The organism is Roseiarcus sp., from assembly GCF_049514155.1.
Lineage (GTDB): Bacteria > Pseudomonadota > Alphaproteobacteria > Rhizobiales > Beijerinckiaceae > Roseiarcus.
Genome location: NZ_JBEKVH010000072.1, coordinates 1 through 18,498 on the forward strand (window position 1 = coordinate 1; position 18,498 = coordinate 18,498).

The window sequence follows — 18,498 nt, forward strand, 5'->3', positions numbered from 1 at the left end:
TTGGCGCCCTCGGCGGTCTTCTTCACCGTGACGGTGATCTCTTCGAGCGCGGCGGCGGTCTCTTCGAGGCTCGAGGCCTGCTGCTCGGTGCGCCGCGACAGATCGTCGGCGGCGGTCGAGATTTCGCCGGTTCCCGCGCGGATCGCCTGCGTATTGGCGCTGACCGCCAGCATCGACTGTTCCAGCGCCTCGAGCGAAGCGTTGAAATCGACCCGCAGCGGTTCGAGAGCGGGAATGAATTCGGCGTCGATGCGGTGCTCGAGATTGCCGCCGGCCAAGCGGCTCAGGCCCGTGGCGATCTGGTTCACCGCACTGTAGCGGCCGGTGACGTCGGTCATGAAATTGACGATCTTCGCCACCCGACCGTCGAGATCGAAGATCGGGTTGTAGGACGCCTGGATCCAGACTTCCCTGCCGCCCTTGGCGACGCGTTTGTATTCCTCGGCGATCGGCTCGCCGCGATTCAGCTTGCGCCAGAACTCCTGGTATTCGGGCGACTGCGCATAGGCGGGATCCACCAGCATGCGATGATGCTGGCCTTGGAGTTTGTCCAGCGGATAGCCCGCCGACTTGAGGAAATTCTCGTTCGCCGTGACGATGGTTCCGTCGGGGGCGAATTCGATCACGGCCTGCACGCGCGAGATGGCGTCGACCTTTCCGGCGTTCTCGGCGGCCAGCCGTTTCGCGGCAGTGACGTCGGATGCGACCTCGACGACTTTGAGCACTTTCCCCGATGCGCCGACGACGGGATTGTAGGAAGCGCGAATCCAGACTTCCTTCCCGCCCTTGCCGATGCGTTTGTATTCGCCAGCGTCGAATTCGCCGCGTCCGAGCCTGGACCAGAACGCCTTGTAGTCCGGACTTTTCGCGTATTCAGGGTCGACGAACTGGCTGTGAGGCTTGCCTTTGATTTCGGCCGGCTCGCAGCCGAGAAGGCGGCAGAAATTCTCGTTGGCGGCGACGACGATTCCGTTCGGGTCGAACTCGACGATCGCCAGAGAGCGGCCCAGGGCCTTGAGAACACGCTTAGAGTCACCGCCAAAATCAGGATGCAACACCGCGACGCTTCCTTCTATTTCCGGCCGGATGGGCCTGGCCGACGCGGGCCGGTCGTTCGGCGGCGCGCGGGATCGCCAAGCCGAGCCTTCGATCAGCCGGGCGCGATCCCGCGGCGCAGCGAACGAAAGCGCGTCCGAGACGATTGACGAAACGACATGTCGGATTCGGCGTCGGCGGAATGCCGCGGCATCATGCCCTCGCCGATTTCGCGCAGAAATCGACCATCCGGCAAAAATACTATGAATAACTGCAGTTAAGAAGGCGTTTAAGATCGCTCGTTACTGGGGCGCTGCGTGCTTTCCTGAGGGGTTCGCGCCCGCCGCCTTCGCCGTGCGCCGCCGGTCGAGCGGAGCGCTGGCGACGGCGCCTCGACGCGCCGAGGCGCGGCTTCAGCGACGCCCGTCGGCCAGCGATCGGGGCGAGTCCTTGCCGGCCGGAAAGCCGGCGCCGCTCATGGCCGCAACGGCGCGCGGGAAGCGCGCGAGCCAAGCTCAGAAGCGCGACCGCTCTGGCGGAATCAGCGACTTGCGGCGAAAATGGAGCGGGCGAAGGGATTCGAACCCTCGACCCCGACCTTGGCAAGGTCGTGCTCTACCACTGAGCTACACCCGCGTCCTGCGACGGGCTCGGCCCGTCCGCCGGGGGCTTATGGCGCATGCAGAAGCAGATTGCAACACCCCCTGCGGCCTTGAATCTTCGGGGTCTTTGTCCGAACATCGCGACACGACACCGTGAATTGATGTCGCCGCGCCGTCGTGCGACGCGCGGGCCGGGCGACTCGAGGATCGAATGAACGAAAACGTGGATCCGCAGCAGGTCGACGCGCCGAGTCCGGTCAAGCCGGCCGCCCCCGCGCCGCCGCGTCGGCGTTTCGCCCGCTTGGTCTGGGCCGTCGTGCTGGTCGTAGCGGCGCTGCTCGCCTGGCGCTACTGGCCGAGCGGCGCGCCGGCGCCCGATGCGCAATCCCAGACCGCGTCCGGCGGCCCGCCGCAGACGGTGCGCGACGCGCCGGCGACGCTCGGCGACATGCCGATCACGATCGACGCGCTCGGCGCGGTGACGCCGCTCGCCACCATCACCGTCAAGACGCAGATCTCGGGTCGGCTGATGGAGGTCGGCTTCCAGGAAGGGCAGATGGTCAAGCAGGGCGACTTCCTCGCCCAGATCGATTCGCGTCCCTATGAGGCGGCGCTGGCGCTGGCGCAGGCGCAGCTCGCCAAGGATTCGGCGCTGTTCGATCAGGCTCAGGCCGATCTTGCCCGCTACCAGACGCTCGAAAAGCAGGATTCGATCGCGCGCCAGCAGGTCGAGGATCAGCAATTCGCAGTCGCGCAAGACAAGGCGGCGATCGCCGCCGACCAGGCGCAGATCGACACCGCCAAGCTCAACATCGCCTATTGCCGCATCGTCGCGCCGGTCAGCGGCCGCGTCGGTCTGCGGCTCGTCGACCCCGGCAACTACCTGCAGCCGTCCGACACGACCGGCATCGTCGTCATCGCCGAAATCGATCCGATCAGCGTCCTCTTCTCCACCGCCGAGGACAACCTGCCGCCGATCGCGGCGCGGATGAAGAGCGGCGCCGAGCTGACGGTCGTCGCTTACGACCGCACGAATTCCAAGGCGTTGGCGACCGGGACGGTCTCGACCTTCGACAACCAAATCGACCTCACCACCGGCACATTCAAGCTCAGGGCGCAGTTCGACAACCCCGACGGCGTGTTGTTCCCCAACCAGTTCGTCAACATCAAGCTGCTGGTCGACACGATGAGCGGCGCGACGCTAGCGCCCAATGCGGCCATCCAGATCGGCGCATCCGGCGGGTTCGTCTACGTCGTCAAGGCGGACTCGACCGTCGCCGTGCGCAAGGTGACGACCGGGCCCGCCGACGCCAAGAACACCGTGATCCTCTCCGGCCTGACGGCGGGGGAGACCGTGGTCGTCGACGGCGTCGATCGGCTGCGCGACGGCGCGAAGGTCGTCGTGCGCAACGGCGGCGGCGCGGCGGCGAGCGCGCCCGCCGACGCTTCCGGCGCCGCTCCGCGCCACAAACGCGCCCAGGATCAGGGCGGGGCGACGCCGAAAGCCGGCCCGAGTTCCACGCCGTCGCCGTCGCCGACTGCGACGCCGTGAAGCAGCGACGGAGCGCGCGGCGATGAATCCGTCCCGCCTTTTCATCGAACGGCCGGTGGCGACGACGCTGTTGATGTTCGCCATCCTGATGGTCGGCGTCGCCGCCTATCGCTTCCTGCCGCTGTCGGCGTTGCCGGAAGTCGACTATCCGACCATCCAGGTGCAGACCTTCTATCCCGGCGCCAGCCCCGAGGTGATGACCTCGTCGGTGACCGCGCCGCTGGAGCGCCAGTTCGGCCAGATGCCGAGCCTGACGCAGATGATGTCGCAGAGCTCGGCCGGCGCCTCGGTGATCACCCTGCGCTTCAGCCTCGACATCGCCCTCGACATCGCCGAGCAGGAAGTGCAGGCGGCGATCAACGCCGCCGGCAACCTGCTGCCCGCCGACCTTCCGGCGCCGCCGATCTACGCCAAGGTCAACCCAGCCGACGCGCCGATCCTCACCCTCGGCGTCACCTCGAATTCGCTCAAGCTCACCGACGTCGAGGACATCGTCGAGAGCCGGCTTGCGCCCAAGCTGGCGCAGCTTCCCGGCGTCGGCTTGGTGTCGATCTCCGGCGGGCAGCGGCCGGCGGTGCGCATTCACGCCAATCCGCTCGCGCTCGCCGCCTACGGCCTCAACCTCGACGACCTGCGCACGACCATCGCCAACCTCAACGTCAATACGCCGAAGGGCAATTTCGACGGCCCGGCGCAGTCGTTCTCCATCAACGCCAACGACCAGATTCGCGATCCCAGCGACTATCTCAAATCGGTCGTCGCCTACCGCGACGGCGCGCCGGTGCTGCTCACCGACGTCGCGAGCGTCGAGATCGCCGCCGAGAACACGCGGCTGTCGGCGTGGATGAACCGGACGCCGGCGCTGCTGGTCAACATCCAGCGCCAGCCGGGCGCGAACGTCATTCAGGTCGTCGACAGCATCAAGCAATTGCTGCCGTCGCTGACCGCGGCGCTGCCGCAGGCGGTGACGATTACGCCGCTGACCGACCGCACCGTCACCATCCGCGCTTCGGTCAGCGACGTCGAGTTCGAGCTGACGCTGTCGATCGGCCTGGTCGTACTGGTGATCTTCCTCTTCCTGCGCAACGTCCCGGCGACCATCATCCCCAGCCTCGCCGTGCCGCTGTCGTTGGTCGGCGCGCTGGCGATCATGTACCAGTTCGGCTTCAGCCTCGACAATCTGTCGCTGATGGCGCTCACCGTCGCCACCGGCTTCGTCGTCGACGACGCGATCGTCGTCATCGAGAATATCGCCCGCTATCTCGAGGGCGGCGACAGCCCGAACGAGGCGGCGCTCAAGGGCTCGCAGCAGATCGGCTTCACCATCATCTCGCTGACGGTGTCGCTGCTCGCGGTGCTGATTCCGCTGCTGTTCATGGGCGACGTGGTCGGCCGCCTGTTCCACGAATTCGCCGTCACGCTCGCCGCGACGATCGTCATCTCGGCGGTGGTGTCGTTGACGCTGACGCCGATGATGTGCGCCAAACTGCTGCGCCGCGAGGAGCGTGGGCGCGGCGGCCGCCATCACGCCACCGGCGGGCGCTTCTTCCAGGCGCTGCTCGCCTGGTACGGCCGCGCGCTCGACGTCGTGCTCGACCATCAGCCGACGACGCTGCTCGTCGCCCTGGCGACCTTCTTCCTCACCGGCTATCTCTACGCGACCATCCCCAAGGGGTTCTTCCCGCTCCAGGACACCGGCGTCATTCAGGCCGTCACCCAGGCCGCCGAAGACACGTCCTTCGCCAAGATGGCCGACCGCCAGCAGCAGCTCGCCGACGTCATCCTGCGCGATGCCGACGTCGACAGCCTGTCGTCGTTCATCGGCGTCGACGGCGCCAACGTCACGCTCAACTCCGGCCGCTTCCTCGTCAACCTCAAGCCGCACGACCAGCGCACGGCCGATGTGGCCGAGGTCATCCGCCGCCTGCAGCGCGAGACCGCCAACGTCGCCGGCATCGCGCTCTACATGCAGCCGGTGCAGGACCTGTCGATCGAGACCCAGGTCAGCGCCACCGAATACCAGTTCACCCTCGACAATCAGGATCTCGCCACGCTGCAGGCCTGGGCGCCGAAAGTGCTCGACCGCCTCGCCAAAGTCGCCGAGATCGTCGACGTCGCCAGCGACCTGCAACCGAACGGCCGCGCGGTCCAAGCGACGATCGATCGGTCGAGCGCGGCGCGTTTCGGCATCACCCCGGCGACGGTCGACAACGCGCTCTACGACGCCTACGGCCAGCGCATCATTTCGACCGTGTTCACCCAGTCGAACCAGTACCGCGTCATTCTCGACATCGACCCGGCGATGACGCATTCGATCGCGTCGCTCAACGACATCTATCTGCCGTCGTCCGGCTCGACCTCGGGTCAGGTGCCGCTATCGGCGATCGGGTCGCTCGAGGTCAGACAGGCGCCGCTGCAGATCTCGCACCTCAAGCAGTTTCCGGTGACGACGATCTCGTTCAACCTCGCGCCCGGCGCCTCGCTCGGCGCCGGCGTCGACGCGATCAACGCCGCGCTCGCCGACATCGCTCTGCCGTCGAGTTTCGGCGTCAACTTCCAGGGCGCGGCGCAGGCGTTCCAGGCGTCGCTGTCGAACGAGGCGTTCCTGCTGCTGGCGGCGATCCTGGCGATGTATATCGTGCTCGGCGTCCTCTATGAGAGCTTCATCCACCCGATCACGATTCTCTCGACCCTGCCGTCGGCCGGCATCGGCGCGCTGCTGTCGCTCGAACTCGCCGGCGCCGGCCTCGACATCATCGGCGTCATCGGCATCGTGCTGCTGATCGGCATCGTCAAGAAGAATGCGATCATGATGATTGATTTCGCCCTCGACGCGCAGCGGCATGAGGGGCTCGACCCGCGCGCGGCGATCTATCAGGCCTGCCTGTTGCGGCTCAGGCCGATCCTGATGACGACGGTCGCGGCGATGTTCGGCGCGCTGCCGCTGATGCTGGGGACCGGCGTCGGCTCTGAGCTGCGCCATCCGCTCGGCCTGGCGATCGTCGGCGGTCTCGCGTTCAGCCAGGTGCTGACGTTGTTCACCACGCCGGTGATCTATCTGTTCTTCGAGGGCATCGCCCAGCGTCTCGGCGCCGGGTCGTCGGTCGGCCCGCTGCCGGCGGAGGCGCCGTGAACAACCGCTTCTCCGAACTGTTCATTCGTCGACCGGTCGCGACCATTCTGCTGACGATCGGCATTGCGCTGGCCGGCCTGCTCGCCTTCACCCAACTGCCGGTGTCGCCGCTGCCGCAGGTCGATTTTCCCAACATCTCGGTTTCGGCCAGCATGCCGGGGGCGAGCCCCGACACGATGGCGAGCTCGGTCGCCGCGCCGCTCGAGCGCCATCTCGGCCAGATCGCCGACGTCAACGAGATGACCTCGACCAGTTCGCTCGGGTCGACCCGCGTTCAGCTGCAATTCGGCCTCGACCGCGACATCGACGGCGCGGCGCGCGACGTGCAGGCGGCGATCAACGCCGCCCGCGCCGACTTGCCCACGAGCCTGCGCGCCAACCCGACCTACCACAAGATCAACCCCGCCGACGCGCCGATCATGGTGCTGGCGATGACCTCGACCACCCGCACCGCGGGGCAAATGTACGACATCGCCTCCAACGTGTTGCAGCAGCGGCTGTCGCAGCTCGACGGCATCGGCGAGGTCGACGTCGTCGGCAGCGCCCTGCCGGCGGTCAGGGTGGAGCTCGATCCCGGCGCGCTGTTCAAATACGGAATCGGCCTCGAGGATATCCGCGCCGCGCTCGCCGCCGCCAACGCCAACAGCCCCAAGGGCGCGGTCGAGGACGACGACTTCCACTACCAGATCTACGCCAACGACCAGGCGACCAAGGCCGACCAGTATCGCGATCTCGTCGTCGCCTACCGCAACAATTCCGCGGTCAAGCTCTCCGATGTCGCCCAGGTCGTCGATTCGGTCGAAGACCTTCGTAACGCCGGCCTCTCCAACGGCAAGCCGTCGGTCGCCATCGTGCTGTCGCGCCAGCCCGGCGCGAACATCATCCAAGCGGTCGACGGCGTCAAAGCGGAACTGCCGCGCCTCGTCGCGGCGCTGCCGGGCGACGTCGACCTCAACGTCGTCGTCGACCGCTCGATCACCATCCGCGGCTCGCTCGCCGACACCGAGCGCACGCTCCTCACATCCGTTGCGCTGGTGATCTTGGTCGTCTTCGTCTTTCTGCGCAACGTGCGCGCCGCCGCCGTGCCGAGCGTCGCCGTGCCGGTGTCGATCCTCGGCGCATTCGCGGTGATGTACCTGCTCGGCTACAGCCTCGACAATCTGTCGCTGATGGCGCTGACGATCTCGACCGGCTTTGTCGTCGACGACGCCATCGTCGTTCTCGAGAACATCAGTCGGCATATCGAGCTCGGCGCGACCCGGTTCCGGGCCGCGGTCCTGGGCGCGCGCGAAGTCGGCTTCACCGTGCTGTCGATCAGCCTGTCGCTGATCGCGGTGTTCCTGCCGCTGCTGCTGATGGGCAGCATCGTCGGCCGGCTGTTCCGCGAATTCGCGATGACGCTGTCGGTGGCGGTGATGATCTCGCTGGTCGTCTCGCTGACGACGACGCCGATGATGTGCTCGTTGATCCTGCCGCGCCAGGCGATTGCGACCCACGGACGAATCTACCGGGTCACCGAGCGCGGTTTCGACGCGATGCTCGCCTTCTATCGCGTGACCTTGCTGGCGGCGCTGCGCCATCCGCTGCTGGTCGTGCTGATCTGGGCGGCGGTGATCGCGCTCAACGTCGGCCTGTTTCGCTCGATGACCTACGACTTGTTCCCGGTGCAGGACACCGGTCTGCTGATCGGTTCGATCCAGGGCGACCAGAGCGTTTCCTTTCAGGCGATGAAGCAGAAGCTCTCCCAGTTGCAGGGAATCGTTCAGGCCGATCCCGCCGTTCAGACGGTCGTGGGCGTCACCGGGGGGCGGCAGACCAATTCCGGCTTCGTCTACATCTCGCTGAAGCCGTTCGCGGCGCGCCAGATCACCGCCGACAGCGTCGTGGCGCGGCTGCGCGGCAAGCTCGCCGCCGTCGCCGGCGCGCGGCTGTTCATGGTCGCCGTTTCCGATCTGCGTACCGGCGGTCGGCAGAGCAACGCGACCTATCAATATACGCTGCTCTCCGACGATGCGGCCGAGCTCTACAAATGGTCGCCTCGCCTGCTGGCGGCGCTGCAGGGCAGCCAGGTGCTCAAAGACGTCAATTCCGATCAGCAACAGGGCGGACTCGAGGCCGACGTGACGATCGACCGCGCCAACGCCGCCCGGCTCGGCCTCTCCATCGCGGCGATCGACAACACGCTCTACGACGCCTTCGGCCAGCGGCAGGTGTCGACCATCTACAACGCGCTCAACCAGTATCACGTGGTGATGGAGGTCGCGCCGCGCTATTGGCAGGACCCCTCGGTGCTGAACGACATCTGGGTGTCGACTTCAGGCGCTAACCCTTCCGGCGTGCAGCAGACCAACGCCCGTTCCGGCCTGTTTTCGGCGTCCGCCGCGAGCGCCAGCTCGGCGGCCTCGATCGCCAGCGATTCGGCGCGCAACCTCGCCTTGAATGGGCTTGCCGCCAGCGGCCATTCGAGCGCCTCGGCGGGCGCGGCCGTGTCATCGTCGATCGAGACGATGATCCCGCTGTCGGCGGTGGCGACCTTCAGCCGCGGCCAAACGCCGCTGGGCGTCAATCACCAGGGTCTGTTCGCCGCCTCGACCATCTCCTTCAACCTCGCCCCTGGCCATGCGCTGAGCGAAGCGCAGAAAGAGATCGCCGACGCCGTTGCTTCGATCCGTATGCCCTCCACCGTGCGCGGCGTCTTCGCCGGAACCGCTGCGACCTTCCAGCAGTCGCAGTCGACGCTGCCGTTGCTGTTCGGCGCGGCCCTGCTCGCCGTCTACATCGTCCTCGGCATTCTCTACGAGAGCTATATCCACCCGCTGACGATCATCTCGACTCTGCCGCCGGCCAGCGTCGGCGCGCTGATCGCGCTGAAGGCGTTCGGCGTCGAGTTCACCATCATCGCCGCGATCGGCATCATTCTGCTGATCGGCATCGTCAAGAAGAATGCGATCATGATGATCGATTTCGCCCTCCAGGCGGGACGCGAGGGGCTGGCGCCGCGCGAGGCGATCACCCAGGCCTGCCTGCTGCGCTTCCGCCCGATCATGATGACGACCTTCGCCGCCATGTTCGGGGCGCTGCCGCTCGCGCTCGGGACCGGCGAAGGCTCGGAACTGCGCCATCCTCTGGGGATAACCATCGTCGGCGGCTTGCTGTTCAGCCAGGCGCTGACGCTCTATACCACGCCGGTCATCTTTCTTTATCTCGATCGGTTCGGTAAGTGGCTGGGCGGGCTATGGCGCCGTTTCTACGTGCGCGGGGGGGCCGTGCGGCTGGCGGGGTCCGGATCATGAGGCTTGGGCGCAAAGCTTGGCCGGCCATCGCCGCGCTTGCCGCGCCGCTTGCGGCCTGCGCGCCGGTCGGGCCCGATTACTTGCGCCCCGCCGCGATCGTCGCGACCCAATACAAGGAAATCAAGGGCTGGAAGCTCGCCAGTCCGCGTGACGACCTCGCCAAGGGCGAATGGTGGCGGCCGTTCGGCGATCCGACCCTCGATCGGCTGGAGGCGCAGGTCGCGGTCTCCAACCAGACGATCAAGGCCGACGAGGCGAATTACCGGACCGCGCTGGCGCTGATCGCCGAGGCGCGCGCCGGCCTCATGCCGACGATCAATTTCGACCCGTCGTTCACGCGGGAGAAGGTCGGGACGCAATTGTCCGACCAGCTCGACGCCGAGGTCAGCGGCTCGTGGACGCTCGACGTCTGGGGCAAGACGCGGCGCGCGGTCGAGCAGGAGAGCGCGGCGGCCGAGGCGAGCGCCGCCGATCTCGCCAATGCGACGCTCGCCGAGCAGTCGGCGCTCGCGCTCGCCTATGTGCAGCTGCGACAGTCCGACTCGCTCGCCGACCTGCTCGACAACACCGTCAAGCAGTACAAGCACACGGTCGAAATCACGCAGAACCAGTACAACGCGGGGACCGCCGCGAAGTCTGACGTCATCACCGCCCAAGCGCTCGAGCTGGCGGCGGAGGCGCAGCAGGTCAACGTCGGCGTCGCGCGAGCTCAGAGCGAGCACGCGATCGCGGTGCTGACCGGCCGCCCGCCGACTGATCTGACGATCGCGCACGGCAAGCTCGCGCTCGACATTCCGCGCGTGCCGATCCGCGTTCCTTCCGAGTTGCTCGAGCGCCGTCCCGACATCGCCGCCGCCGAGCGGACGATGCAGGAGCAGAATGCGGCGATCGGCGTCGCCTTCGCCGGCTATTATCCGAGCCTGACGCTGAACGGCGCCTTCGGCTATGTGGGCGACCCGTTCGTCAAGGCGATCGCCGGCGCCAATCCGGTGTGGTCCTACGGCCTGTCGGTCGCCCAGACGCTGTTCAACGGCGGTCTGACCGACGCGCAGGTCGAGGCGGCGCGCCAGACTTACGAGGCGAGCGTCGCCACATACCGCCAGACGGTGCTCACCGCCTTCCAGCAGGTCGAAGACCAGCTGGCGGCGATCCCGCTCGACTCGCGTGAGCTCGCGATCCAGACCGAAGCGGTCAAGGCGGCGCAGCAGGCGGTGCAGATCGCGCTCAACGAATACAGCGCCGGCACGCAGAACTTCACCACTGTGGTGACCGCCGAAGCGACGGCGTTGAGCGACGAGGAATCGGCGCTGTCGACCCGCGCCGCGCGGCTGACGGCGACCATGAACCTGATCGTCGCGCTCGGGGGCGGCTGGTCGACCGCCGAATTGCCGCTGACCTCGCCCTATTGAGCGCGGGCGGCCGTCTCGGTCAGTCGGGCAGCGAATAGCGCCGCGCAATCTCCCAGGCCGCGCGCGCGTCGGCGAGCGAAATAACCCCGTCGTTGGCGGCGCGCGCCGCCTGGGTCGCCACCACCAGGGCGGGCGGTCCGGCCGGATCGAGCAGGTCGTGGGCGAAGCCGTCGAGCGCTTGTCGCACAGCTGCGATCGCCGCGCGGTCGCCGCCGAGCCGCGTCGCCAGCATCAGCGCCACCGCCGGCCGCGGCGCGGCCGACGTCCGCGCGGCGCGGCAGGCGTTGAGGAAGCGCTTGACCGCGCGCGGCGTCTCGCCGGCGAGCGGGGCGAGCGCGGCGAACAGCGAAGTGTCCGCCGGCGTCAGCGGTTGGGTGATCGCCGAAGCCGTCGCTTCGACGTACCGCAGCGGCTTGGCGACCGCGTTCGAGCCGACCAGCCGCGCCGCGAAGCGGCCGCCGTCGGAGGGCGCCAAGGTCGCGACGTTGAAGACGATCGGGAACAGCTTTTCCAGTCGCCGCCGCGCCGTTTCGGGGGCGTCGAGGCGCGTGAGCGCCGCCGGATCGAAGGCTGCGGCGCCGACGCAGCCCGGACCGAGCAAGGCGTGCGCGGCTTCGAGGAGCTGCGCGGCGTCGCTGGGCGCCAGCGCGTCGAGATTGTCGAAAGCGAAGACGATGCGCTGCGGCGCGGCGGGACCGGGCGCGCCGGCGCCGCCCATCAGCCGTCCGAGTTCGACGAAGAACGAGCGGGCGGCGTGGCGCGGCGCCTCGGGGCCGCTGGCGAAGACCGGGCCGGGCGTGCGCTCGGAGCGTTTGACGCCGCCGGCGCGTTTGCTGGTCGCCTCGACGTGGCGCGCGGCGGCCTCGGTCTGGGCGTCGAGCGCGGCGACGCGCTGGTTGAGCCGCGCCGCGCTCGCCTCGAGGTCGCGCCGGCGTTCGCGCATGTCGTGGCCGAGCAGCCGTTGGCCGCGATAGAGCAGCCCGGCGAAAGCGAAGGCGCGCCACAGCACGACCAGCAGCGCGAGAATGCCGATCGCGGTCAGCGCCTTGCTGAGCAGGACCAGCCAGCCCTGGTGCGCGGCGAGCCAATCTGCGGCCGGCGCGAGGAAGGCGGCGAGCGCACGCAGGCCGTCGCCCGCCTGCGGCGCGCGCGCCTGGTCGACGGCGAAGGCGAGCGCGAAGGCGATCACGGCGGTGATCAGCCAGCCGAGCTGGCCGCGATAGGCCCAGATGGCGCGCACGGCCACGCCGGCGCGCGTCGCCGCCCCGGCGCCGTCGAAATCGCGCACCAAATGGCGAAAATTGGTGGTCGCGTCGCCTTCGGCGAGCTCGAAGCGGCGCAGCCGCGACTCGATCGCGCCGCGGTTGGCGCGGATGAAAGCGTCGACGCGGGAGCCCGGCGTCTCGTAGAGCAGCGCGTCGGTCAGGCGCGCGCGCTTGGCCTCGACGTCGTCGCGCGCCGCGCGTTCTTTCTCCAGCCGTCTCACCAGCTCGTCATGGCGCTCGGCGGCGGCGGCGGCGGCGCGCAACGGATCGGCGCCGGCGTTGGCGGCTTCGTCGGCGAGCGCGGCGTAATTGACGCCGTCGCGGTCGCGTTCGAGCGCGGCGAAGGCGGCCGAAGCGATGGCGCAGGCAGGGTCGCCCGACACGCCCGCGGCGTCGATCGAGGCGACCACGATCTTCGACAGGAAGGGAGAGCCCGCAGTCCGTCCGGCGGCGGCGGCGAGCGCTTCGACGTTCTCGACCCAGCGACGCAGCGCGAAGCTCGCGCCCGCGCCGGACGGCCCGATGAATCCGACCTGGAACGGCGTCTGGGCGTCGGCGGCGAGCGCGATCTCGGCCAGCGGCCGCGTCGCCTCGGCGGCGCCCATCAGGTCGGCGGCGGAGTCGGGTCTGTCGGCGTAGATGAGCGGCTCGCCGCGCGGGGCGGGCGGCGGGGGCTCGACGGCGACCGGCGGCGGCTGGATCGCGACCGGCGGCGCCGCGTCGACGGGCGGCGCGTGATCTGCGCCCGCGCCGCGTTCGGGGAAGAGCCGCGCCAGCCGGTCGTCAACCTTGCTATCGCTCACGACATCCTCCGTCGACTTGCGGCGGCGCGCCGGCGGTCGGATCGGCCGCCAGGCCGGGCGACGATTTGGCCACGCGCCCGCCGTTGGTCAAGGGCAATTTCCGCTCGCGGCGGCGAGCAGCCAGACGGGCGTCAGGCAAGCGCCTTGCGGCGCGGGCCGCCGGCCAGCAGCCGTCGCGCCTGCGCCGCGCTCGCCTCTTTCGGCAGTTTCTCGGCGATGCCGTAGACGCGCTCGCGGCGGTCGAGTTCGCCGAGCACGTCGGCGGGGGCGATGCCGCATTCGGCCCACACAACCGCCAGTTGATAGAGCACGTCGGCGCTTTCGAGGATCGCCGCCTCGCGGTTCATCTGCACCGCGTCGAGACCGACCTCGATCGCCTCCTCGATCAGCTTTTTGGCCATTTTCTGCACGCCGTCGCGAAACAGCTTGGCGGTGCGCGAGGTCGAGGGGTCGCGCCCGCGCGCCGCCACCACCGATGCGTACAGACGATCGAGCGAATCACTCATGGGGGGTCGATCTTTCTGGCGTCTGAAGGCGAGATCAAGGCCGGTCGCGCGCCGCCTCAGGCCGCGAGGCCCTCGAACATGGCGCGGCCGTCGGTCCCGCCGACCAGCGGATCGATCAGGTTTTCCGGGTGCGGCATCAGGCCGAGCACGTTGAAGCGCGCGTTGTAGACGCCGGCGATGGCGTTGAGAGAACCGTTGGGATTGGCTTCGCCGCCGACCGCGCCGGAGGCGTCGCAATAGCGGAAGGCGACGCGGCCGTCGCGCTCGAGCGCGGCGAGCCCCGCCGCGTCGATGGTGTAATTGCCCTCGCCATGGGCGATGGCGACCTTGATCACCTGGCCGGGACGGTAGCGGCGCGTGAACGCCGTCTGGGCGTTCTCGACCTGCAGATGCTGCATCTGGCAGAGGAAGCGGCGGCGCGCATTGCGCATCAGCACGCCGGGCAGCAGGCCGGCCTCGCACAGGATCTGGAAGCCGTTGCAGATGCCGAGCGTCAGCCCGCCGCGCTCGGCGTGGGCGGTCAGCGCGTCCATGATCCGGGCGCGGGCGGCGATCGCGCCGCAGCGCAGATAGTCGCCGTAGGAGAAACCGCCCGGCAGGACGACGAGGTCGGTCCCCGGCGGCAAGGCGCTGTCGGCGTGCCAGACCATCGCCGGCGCTTCGCCCGTGGCCTGGCGCAAGGCCCGCGCGACGTCGCCCTCGCGATTGGAGCCGGGAAAGACGACGACGGCGGCGCGCAGGGGCTTAGTCATAGTCGACCGCGTAATCTTCGACGATGGTGTTGGCGAGCAGTTTCTCGCACGCTTCCGACAGTTTACGCTCGGCGGCGGCGCGGTCGGCGGCGTCGAGCTCAATGTCGAACACCTTGCCCTGCCGCACCTTGGCGACGCCGGCGATTCCCAGCGATTTCAGCGCGCCCTCGATCGCCTTGCCCTGCGGGTCGAGAACGCCCGACTTCAAAGTGACCGTCACGCGCGCTTTCATGTCTCGCCCTCGTTGAGCTTGGCTCCGCTTAAGCCGCATGCGAGGCCGGCGTCAACGTCAGCAGCGAATAGAGCGCCGAAGCGTCGCGCGTCGCCCGCAATTGCGCCGCCATTTCGGGATCGCGCAACACGCGCGCGATTCCCGCCAGCGCCTTGAGGTGGTCGGCGCCGGCGCTCTCCGGGGCGATCAGCAGAAAGATCAGGTCGACCGGCAGGCCGTCGAGCGCCTCGAAATCGATCGCCCGCTCGAGGCGGGCGAAGATGCCGAAGATCCGATTGCACTTGGCGAGCTTGCCGTGCGGGATGGCGATGCCGTCGCCGACGCCGGTCGAGCCGAGTCGCTCGCGCTGCAGCAGCGCGTCGAAGATCTCGCGCGCCGGCAGGCCGGAGACTTGCGCGGCGCGCTCGCTCATTTCCTGCAGCGCCTGCTTTTTGCCGTTGACGCGCAGCGCCGAGAAGATCGCGTCGGGCGAGAGGAGGTCAGTCAGTGCCATCTTGAGCTCTGGGAAGGGAGGCCGACGATCGCGCTAGTGCGGATCGAGCCAGCCGATCGCGCCGTCGGCGCGTCGGTACACGACGTTCACGCGCGCGCTGCCGGCGTGTTGGAAGACCAGCAGCGGCGCGCCGCTGAGGTCGAGCTCGGCGACGGCCGAAGCGACCGACAGGCTTTTGAGCCGGTGCGACCCTTCGGCGACGATCGCCGGCTTGTAGTCCTCGATCGCCTCCGACGTGTCGTCCGGCGGCTCGATCTTGTAGTCGGAGACTTCGATCGTCGCCTGCGCCTCGTCGGCGCTGGGGACGCGCGTCTCCTTGAGGCGAGTCTTGTAGCGCCGCAGGCGGCGCTCGATCTTGTCGATCCCCTGCTCGACGCTGGGGTAGGGCTCCTGGGCCTTGCCTTCCGCGTGGAGGTCGACGCCGGAGCTCAGGTGCAGCGAGCAGTCCGAGCGATAGCCCGAACCTTCGCGCGAGATCACCACATGGCCGCTGACTCGGCCGTCGAAGTAACGCGCCATGATCGTTTCGATTTTTTCGAGCACATGGGCGCGCAACGATTCTCCGACGTCGAGATTCTTGCCGGACACTCTCAAGGGCATAGATCGTCTGGCCTCTCTTGATCGCTCCAAGTGCGCCCGCCCGCGGCTTCGTCGTTCTCGTTCGCGGCTTCGAGTCTCAACCGGTCGGCCTGTCGACGTCGCGTCCGCGACGTTGGAATTCGCGCCGGCTATGCGCTTCGCTTGGCTTGCGCGGCTAGCGTTAGAAGGCCGCCGAACCGATGTCAATCGGGACGAAGGCCTAGGGCGCCGTCTGGGGAGGAAACGCCTTATCGGCTAAAGACTTAGCGGCCCCAACGCGTGCGCCGAGGGGCGAAACGCGTCCGATTTCGCCCGCCGCCGCTCGACCGACGACGGAATGCGTAGACTGTCGCGATACTTGGCCACGGTTCGGCGCGCCACGACGATATCCGCCTGGCGCAGGCGGGCGACGATCACGTCGTCGCTGAGAACCTCGGCCGGGTCCTCGGCGTCGATCATCTGCTTGATCTTGAACCGCACCGATTCGGCCGAATGCGCCTGGTCGGCCCCGTTCGCCACCGAGGCGATCGGCGTGGTGAAGAAGTACTTCATCTCGAACAGGCCGCGCGGCGTCTGGATGAACTTGTTCGACGTCGCGCGTGAGACGGTGGATTCGTGGACGCCGATCGCATCGGCGACGGTCTTGAGATTGAGCGGCCGCAAGCCGGCGACGCCGCCGACGAAGAAACCGTCCTGGCGACGGACGATCTCGCTGGCGACGTTGAGAATGGTGCGCGCGCGCTGCTCGAGGCTCTTGGTCAGCCAGTTCGCCGTCTGCAGGCTCGAGGACAGGAACTGCCGGTCCTCCTCGCGTCCGGCGTTGCGCTTGATCTTGGCGGCGTAGGTCTCGTTGACCAGCACGCGCGGCAGCGCCTCGCTGTTGAGCTCGACCCGCCAGGAATTGTCCGGCGCGGCGGTGACGAAGACGTCGGGGATCGCCGGCGGCTCCACCACAGCGCCGAAAGCGCGGCCGGGCTTGGGGTCGAGCCGGCGGATCTCGGCGATCATGTCGGCGATGTCGTCGTCGGCGACGCCGCAGGCGCGCCTGAGCGCGCCGAAGTCGCGCCGCGCCAGCGCCGGCAGGTTGGCGATCAGCGCCTGCATCGCCGGGTCGTAGCGGTCGCGTTCGATGAGCTGCAGCGCCAGGCATTCGCCGAGGCTGCGGGCGAAGACGCCGGTCGGCTCGAGGCCCTGCAGCTTAGCCAGCACCGCTTCGACGCGCGCGAGCGGCGCGCCGAGCTGTCCGGCGATCGCCTCCAGCGGCGCGGTGAGGTAGCCGGATTCGTCGAGCGCGTCGATCAGCGCCGCTGCGATCATGCGGTCGATCGGATCGCCGAGCGCGATCAGCGCCTGGCGGGTCAGGTGCTCGGAAAAGCTGGTCGGCGCGGCGATATAGGCCTCGAGATCGGGCGACTCCTCGTCGAAGCCGCGCCCGCCTGCGCCCGTCCACGAGGTCGCGGACAGGCCCAGGCCTTCGTCGACGCGCGCCGGCTCGGCCGGCGTCGGCGGCCGGTCGAGTTCGAAGGCGTTGTCGATTTCGGTGCCGAGGTTGCGCGCCAGCGCGTCGGGGTCGGATTCGAGCGTTTCGGTCGCCCAGTCGCCCGGCTCGGGCGTCGCCTCAGCCTCCGGCGCCGTTTCGCCGCCAGCCGCCGGCGGGTCGAAAATCGGCAGCTCGTCGGCGCGCTCCAGCAGCGGATTGCGCTCCAGTTCGGCTTCGATGAAGGCGGCGAGCTCGGCGTTGGGCATCTGCAGCAGCTTGATCGCCTGCAGAAGCTGCGGCGTCAGCACCATCGCCTGGCCCTGCCGCATCGCCAGTCTGTTCGCCAACGCCATCCGCAACCACCGCTATTCGACTGCCGGCCGAGCCCCCCGCCGCGTCGCGGCGTGCTTTTTGCTTATACCATGCGATGGCGCGCAAAAAGGCAAGTCCCGCCGCGCTTTCCCCGACACTGTTAACGTCGCAGCCCGCCGCGCGCCTTCGTCGGCGGTCCATATAAAGACTTGCTTATATCTTTATTGCGGTCCTGCGGCGGATTTGCTAGGCAAGCCGACCAAGACATCCCGGTCAGCAGCCAGCAGGGGCGCCCATATGAGCAAAGCCGCCGATTCCGCCGTCGCCGATCTCGGCCTCGCCGCGTTCGGGCGCAAGGAGATCGCGATCGCCGAGACCGAAATGCCGGGCCTGATGGCGACGCGGGCGGAATATGCCGCCGCCCAGCCGCTCAAGGGCGCGCGCATCGCCGGTTCGCTGCATATGACCATCCAGACTGCGGTGTTGATCGAGACGCTCAAGAGCCTCGGCGCCGATGTGCGCTGGGCCTCGTGCAACATCTATTCGACCCAGGACCACGCCGCCGCGGCGATCGCGGCGGGCGGCACGCCGGTGTTCGCGATCAAGGGCGAGAGCCTGAAGGATTACTGGGATTACACCCACCGCATTTTCGAATGGGCCGACGGCGGCTCACCCAACATGATCCTCGACGACGGCGGCGACGCGACGCTGCTCATTCACCTCGGCCTGCGCGCCGAGCAGGGCGACGCCGCCTTCCTCGACAAGCCGAGCAACGAGGAAGAGGAAGTGCTGTTCGCGGCGATCAAGCAGCGGCTTAAGACCAAGCCCGGCTGGTACGCCAAGAACGCCGCCTCGATCCGCGGCGTCACCGAAGAGACGACGACCGGCGTCCATCGCCTCTATGTGATGGCGAAAGAGGGCCGGCTGCTGTGGCCGGCGATCAACGTCAACGACAGCGTCACCAAGTCGAAGTTCGACAACCTCTACGGCTGCCGCGAGTCGCTGGTCGACGGCATCCGCCGCGGCACCGACGTGATGATGGCGGGCAAGGT

13 protein-coding genes and 1 tRNA gene are annotated in these 18,498 nt (G+C 68.3%); 5 read left to right on the forward strand and 9 right to left on the reverse strand.

Annotated elements, in window-relative coordinates; genetic code table 11:
* Window positions 1-1,010 (reverse strand): PAS domain-containing protein (locus ABSF49_RS11920; protein ID WP_490363323.1); only part of this gene is annotated, 1,010 nt, incomplete at its 3' end.
* Window positions 1,011-1,596: 586 nt separating this feature from the next.
* Window positions 1,597-1,671 (reverse strand) — tRNA-Gly (locus ABSF49_RS11925).
* A 177-nt stretch (window positions 1,672-1,848) separates the two neighbouring features.
* On the opposite strand from ABSF49_RS11925, the gene ABSF49_RS11930 reads away from it, so the two are divergent.
* Genes ABSF49_RS11930 through ABSF49_RS11945 form a run of 4 tightly spaced genes read left to right on the forward strand, consistent with a single transcriptional unit; the run spans window position 1,849 to window position 11,024 of the window.
* Window positions 1,849-3,189, forward strand: coding sequence for an MdtA/MuxA family multidrug efflux RND transporter periplasmic adaptor subunit (locus ABSF49_RS11930; protein ID WP_424112871.1), 1,341 nt, complete (start codon window positions 1,849-1,851; stop codon window positions 3,187-3,189).
* 22 nt (window positions 3,190-3,211) lie between these two features.
* Window positions 3,212-6,322: a multidrug efflux RND transporter permease subunit gene (locus ABSF49_RS11935; RefSeq protein WP_424112872.1), complete on the forward strand. Its 3,111-nt coding sequence runs from the start codon at window positions 3,212-3,214 to the stop codon at window positions 6,320-6,322.
* Complete coding sequence (locus tag ABSF49_RS11940) at window positions 6,319-9,615, forward strand: efflux RND transporter permease subunit (RefSeq protein ID WP_424112873.1); 3,297 nt, start codon at window positions 6,319-6,321, stop codon at window positions 9,613-9,615. The genes ABSF49_RS11935 and ABSF49_RS11940 overlap by 4 nt, the downstream gene beginning before the upstream one ends.
* Window positions 9,612-11,024, forward strand: a complete 1,413-nt coding sequence (locus ABSF49_RS11945) for an efflux transporter outer membrane subunit (RefSeq protein WP_424112874.1) — start codon at window positions 9,612-9,614, stop codon at window positions 11,022-11,024. Before ABSF49_RS11940 ends, ABSF49_RS11945 begins: the two co-directional genes overlap by 4 nt.
* 19 nt (window positions 11,025-11,043) lie before the next feature.
* Here ABSF49_RS11945 and ABSF49_RS11950 read toward each other — a convergent pair whose 3' ends face one another.
* The 7 genes from ABSF49_RS11950 to rpoN form a co-directional block, all read right to left on the reverse strand.
* Window positions 11,044-13,092, reverse strand: coding sequence for a hypothetical protein (locus ABSF49_RS11950; RefSeq protein ID WP_424112875.1), 2,049 nt, complete (start codon window positions 13,090-13,092; stop codon window positions 11,044-11,046).
* A 131-nt stretch (window positions 13,093-13,223) separates the two neighbouring features.
* Window positions 13,224-13,598, reverse strand: a complete 375-nt coding sequence (hisE, locus tag ABSF49_RS11955) for a phosphoribosyl-ATP diphosphatase (protein WP_424112876.1) — start codon at window positions 13,596-13,598, stop codon at window positions 13,224-13,226.
* A 56-nt stretch (window positions 13,599-13,654) separates the two neighbouring features.
* Window positions 13,655-14,338, reverse strand: coding sequence for a phosphoribosylformylglycinamidine synthase subunit PurQ (gene purQ / locus ABSF49_RS11960; RefSeq protein WP_424112882.1), 684 nt, complete (start codon window positions 14,336-14,338; stop codon window positions 13,655-13,657).
* A 4-nt stretch (window positions 14,339-14,342) separates the two neighbouring features.
* A complete protein-coding gene (purS, locus tag ABSF49_RS11965) occupies window positions 14,343-14,582 on the reverse strand; it encodes a phosphoribosylformylglycinamidine synthase subunit PurS (RefSeq protein ID WP_424112877.1) in 240 nt (79 codons plus the stop codon).
* 28 nt (window positions 14,583-14,610) lie between these two features.
* On the reverse strand, window positions 14,611-15,075 hold the full coding sequence (gene ptsN / locus ABSF49_RS11970; protein WP_424112878.1) for a PTS IIA-like nitrogen regulatory protein PtsN: 465 nt from the start codon (window positions 15,073-15,075) through the stop codon (window positions 14,611-14,613).
* Between the two features lie 33 nt (window positions 15,076-15,108).
* The gene (gene hpf, locus ABSF49_RS11975) at window positions 15,109-15,675 is read right to left on the reverse strand and encodes a ribosome hibernation-promoting factor, HPF/YfiA family (protein WP_424112879.1); all 567 of its coding nucleotides are present in this window, start codon (window positions 15,673-15,675) and stop codon (window positions 15,109-15,111) included.
* Between the two features lie 234 nt (window positions 15,676-15,909).
* Window positions 15,910-17,487 (reverse strand): RNA polymerase factor sigma-54, encoded by a 1,578-nt coding sequence (gene rpoN / locus ABSF49_RS11980; protein WP_424112880.1) that lies wholly within the window; start codon window positions 17,485-17,487, stop codon window positions 15,910-15,912.
* 256 nt (window positions 17,488-17,743) lie between these two features.
* On the opposite strand from rpoN, the gene ABSF49_RS11985 reads away from it, so the two are divergent.
* A partial coding sequence (locus tag ABSF49_RS11985) for an adenosylhomocysteinase (RefSeq protein WP_424112881.1) occupies window positions 17,744-18,498 on the forward strand: 755 nt, incomplete at its 3' end.

Excerpts from the sequence above, each read along its gene's own strand:
- hisE (WP_424112876.1), bottom strand. The coding sequence starts at position 13,598 with ATGAGTGATTCGCTCGATCGTCTGTACGCATCGGTGGTGGCGGCGCGC.
- ABSF49_RS11935 (WP_424112872.1), top strand. The coding sequence starts at position 3,212 with ATGAATCCGTCCCGCCTTTTCATCGAACGGCCGGTGGCGACGACGCTG.
- ABSF49_RS11930 (WP_424112871.1), top strand. The coding sequence starts at position 1,849 with ATGAACGAAAACGTGGATCCGCAGCAGGTCGACGCGCCGAGTCCGGTC.
- purS (WP_424112877.1), bottom strand. The coding sequence starts at position 14,582 with ATGAAAGCGCGCGTGACGGTCACTTTGAAGTCGGGCGTTCTCGACCCG.
- rpoN (WP_424112880.1), bottom strand. The coding sequence starts at position 17,487 with ATGGCGTTGGCGAACAGACTGGCGATGCGGCAGGGCCAGGCGATGGTG.
- ptsN (WP_424112878.1), bottom strand. The coding sequence starts at position 15,075 with ATGGCACTGACTGACCTCCTCTCGCCCGACGCGATCTTCTCGGCGCTG.
- ABSF49_RS11945 (WP_424112874.1), top strand. The coding sequence starts at position 9,612 with ATGAGGCTTGGGCGCAAAGCTTGGCCGGCCATCGCCGCGCTTGCCGCG.
- hpf (WP_424112879.1), bottom strand. The coding sequence starts at position 15,675 with ATGCCCTTGAGAGTGTCCGGCAAGAATCTCGACGTCGGAGAATCGTTG.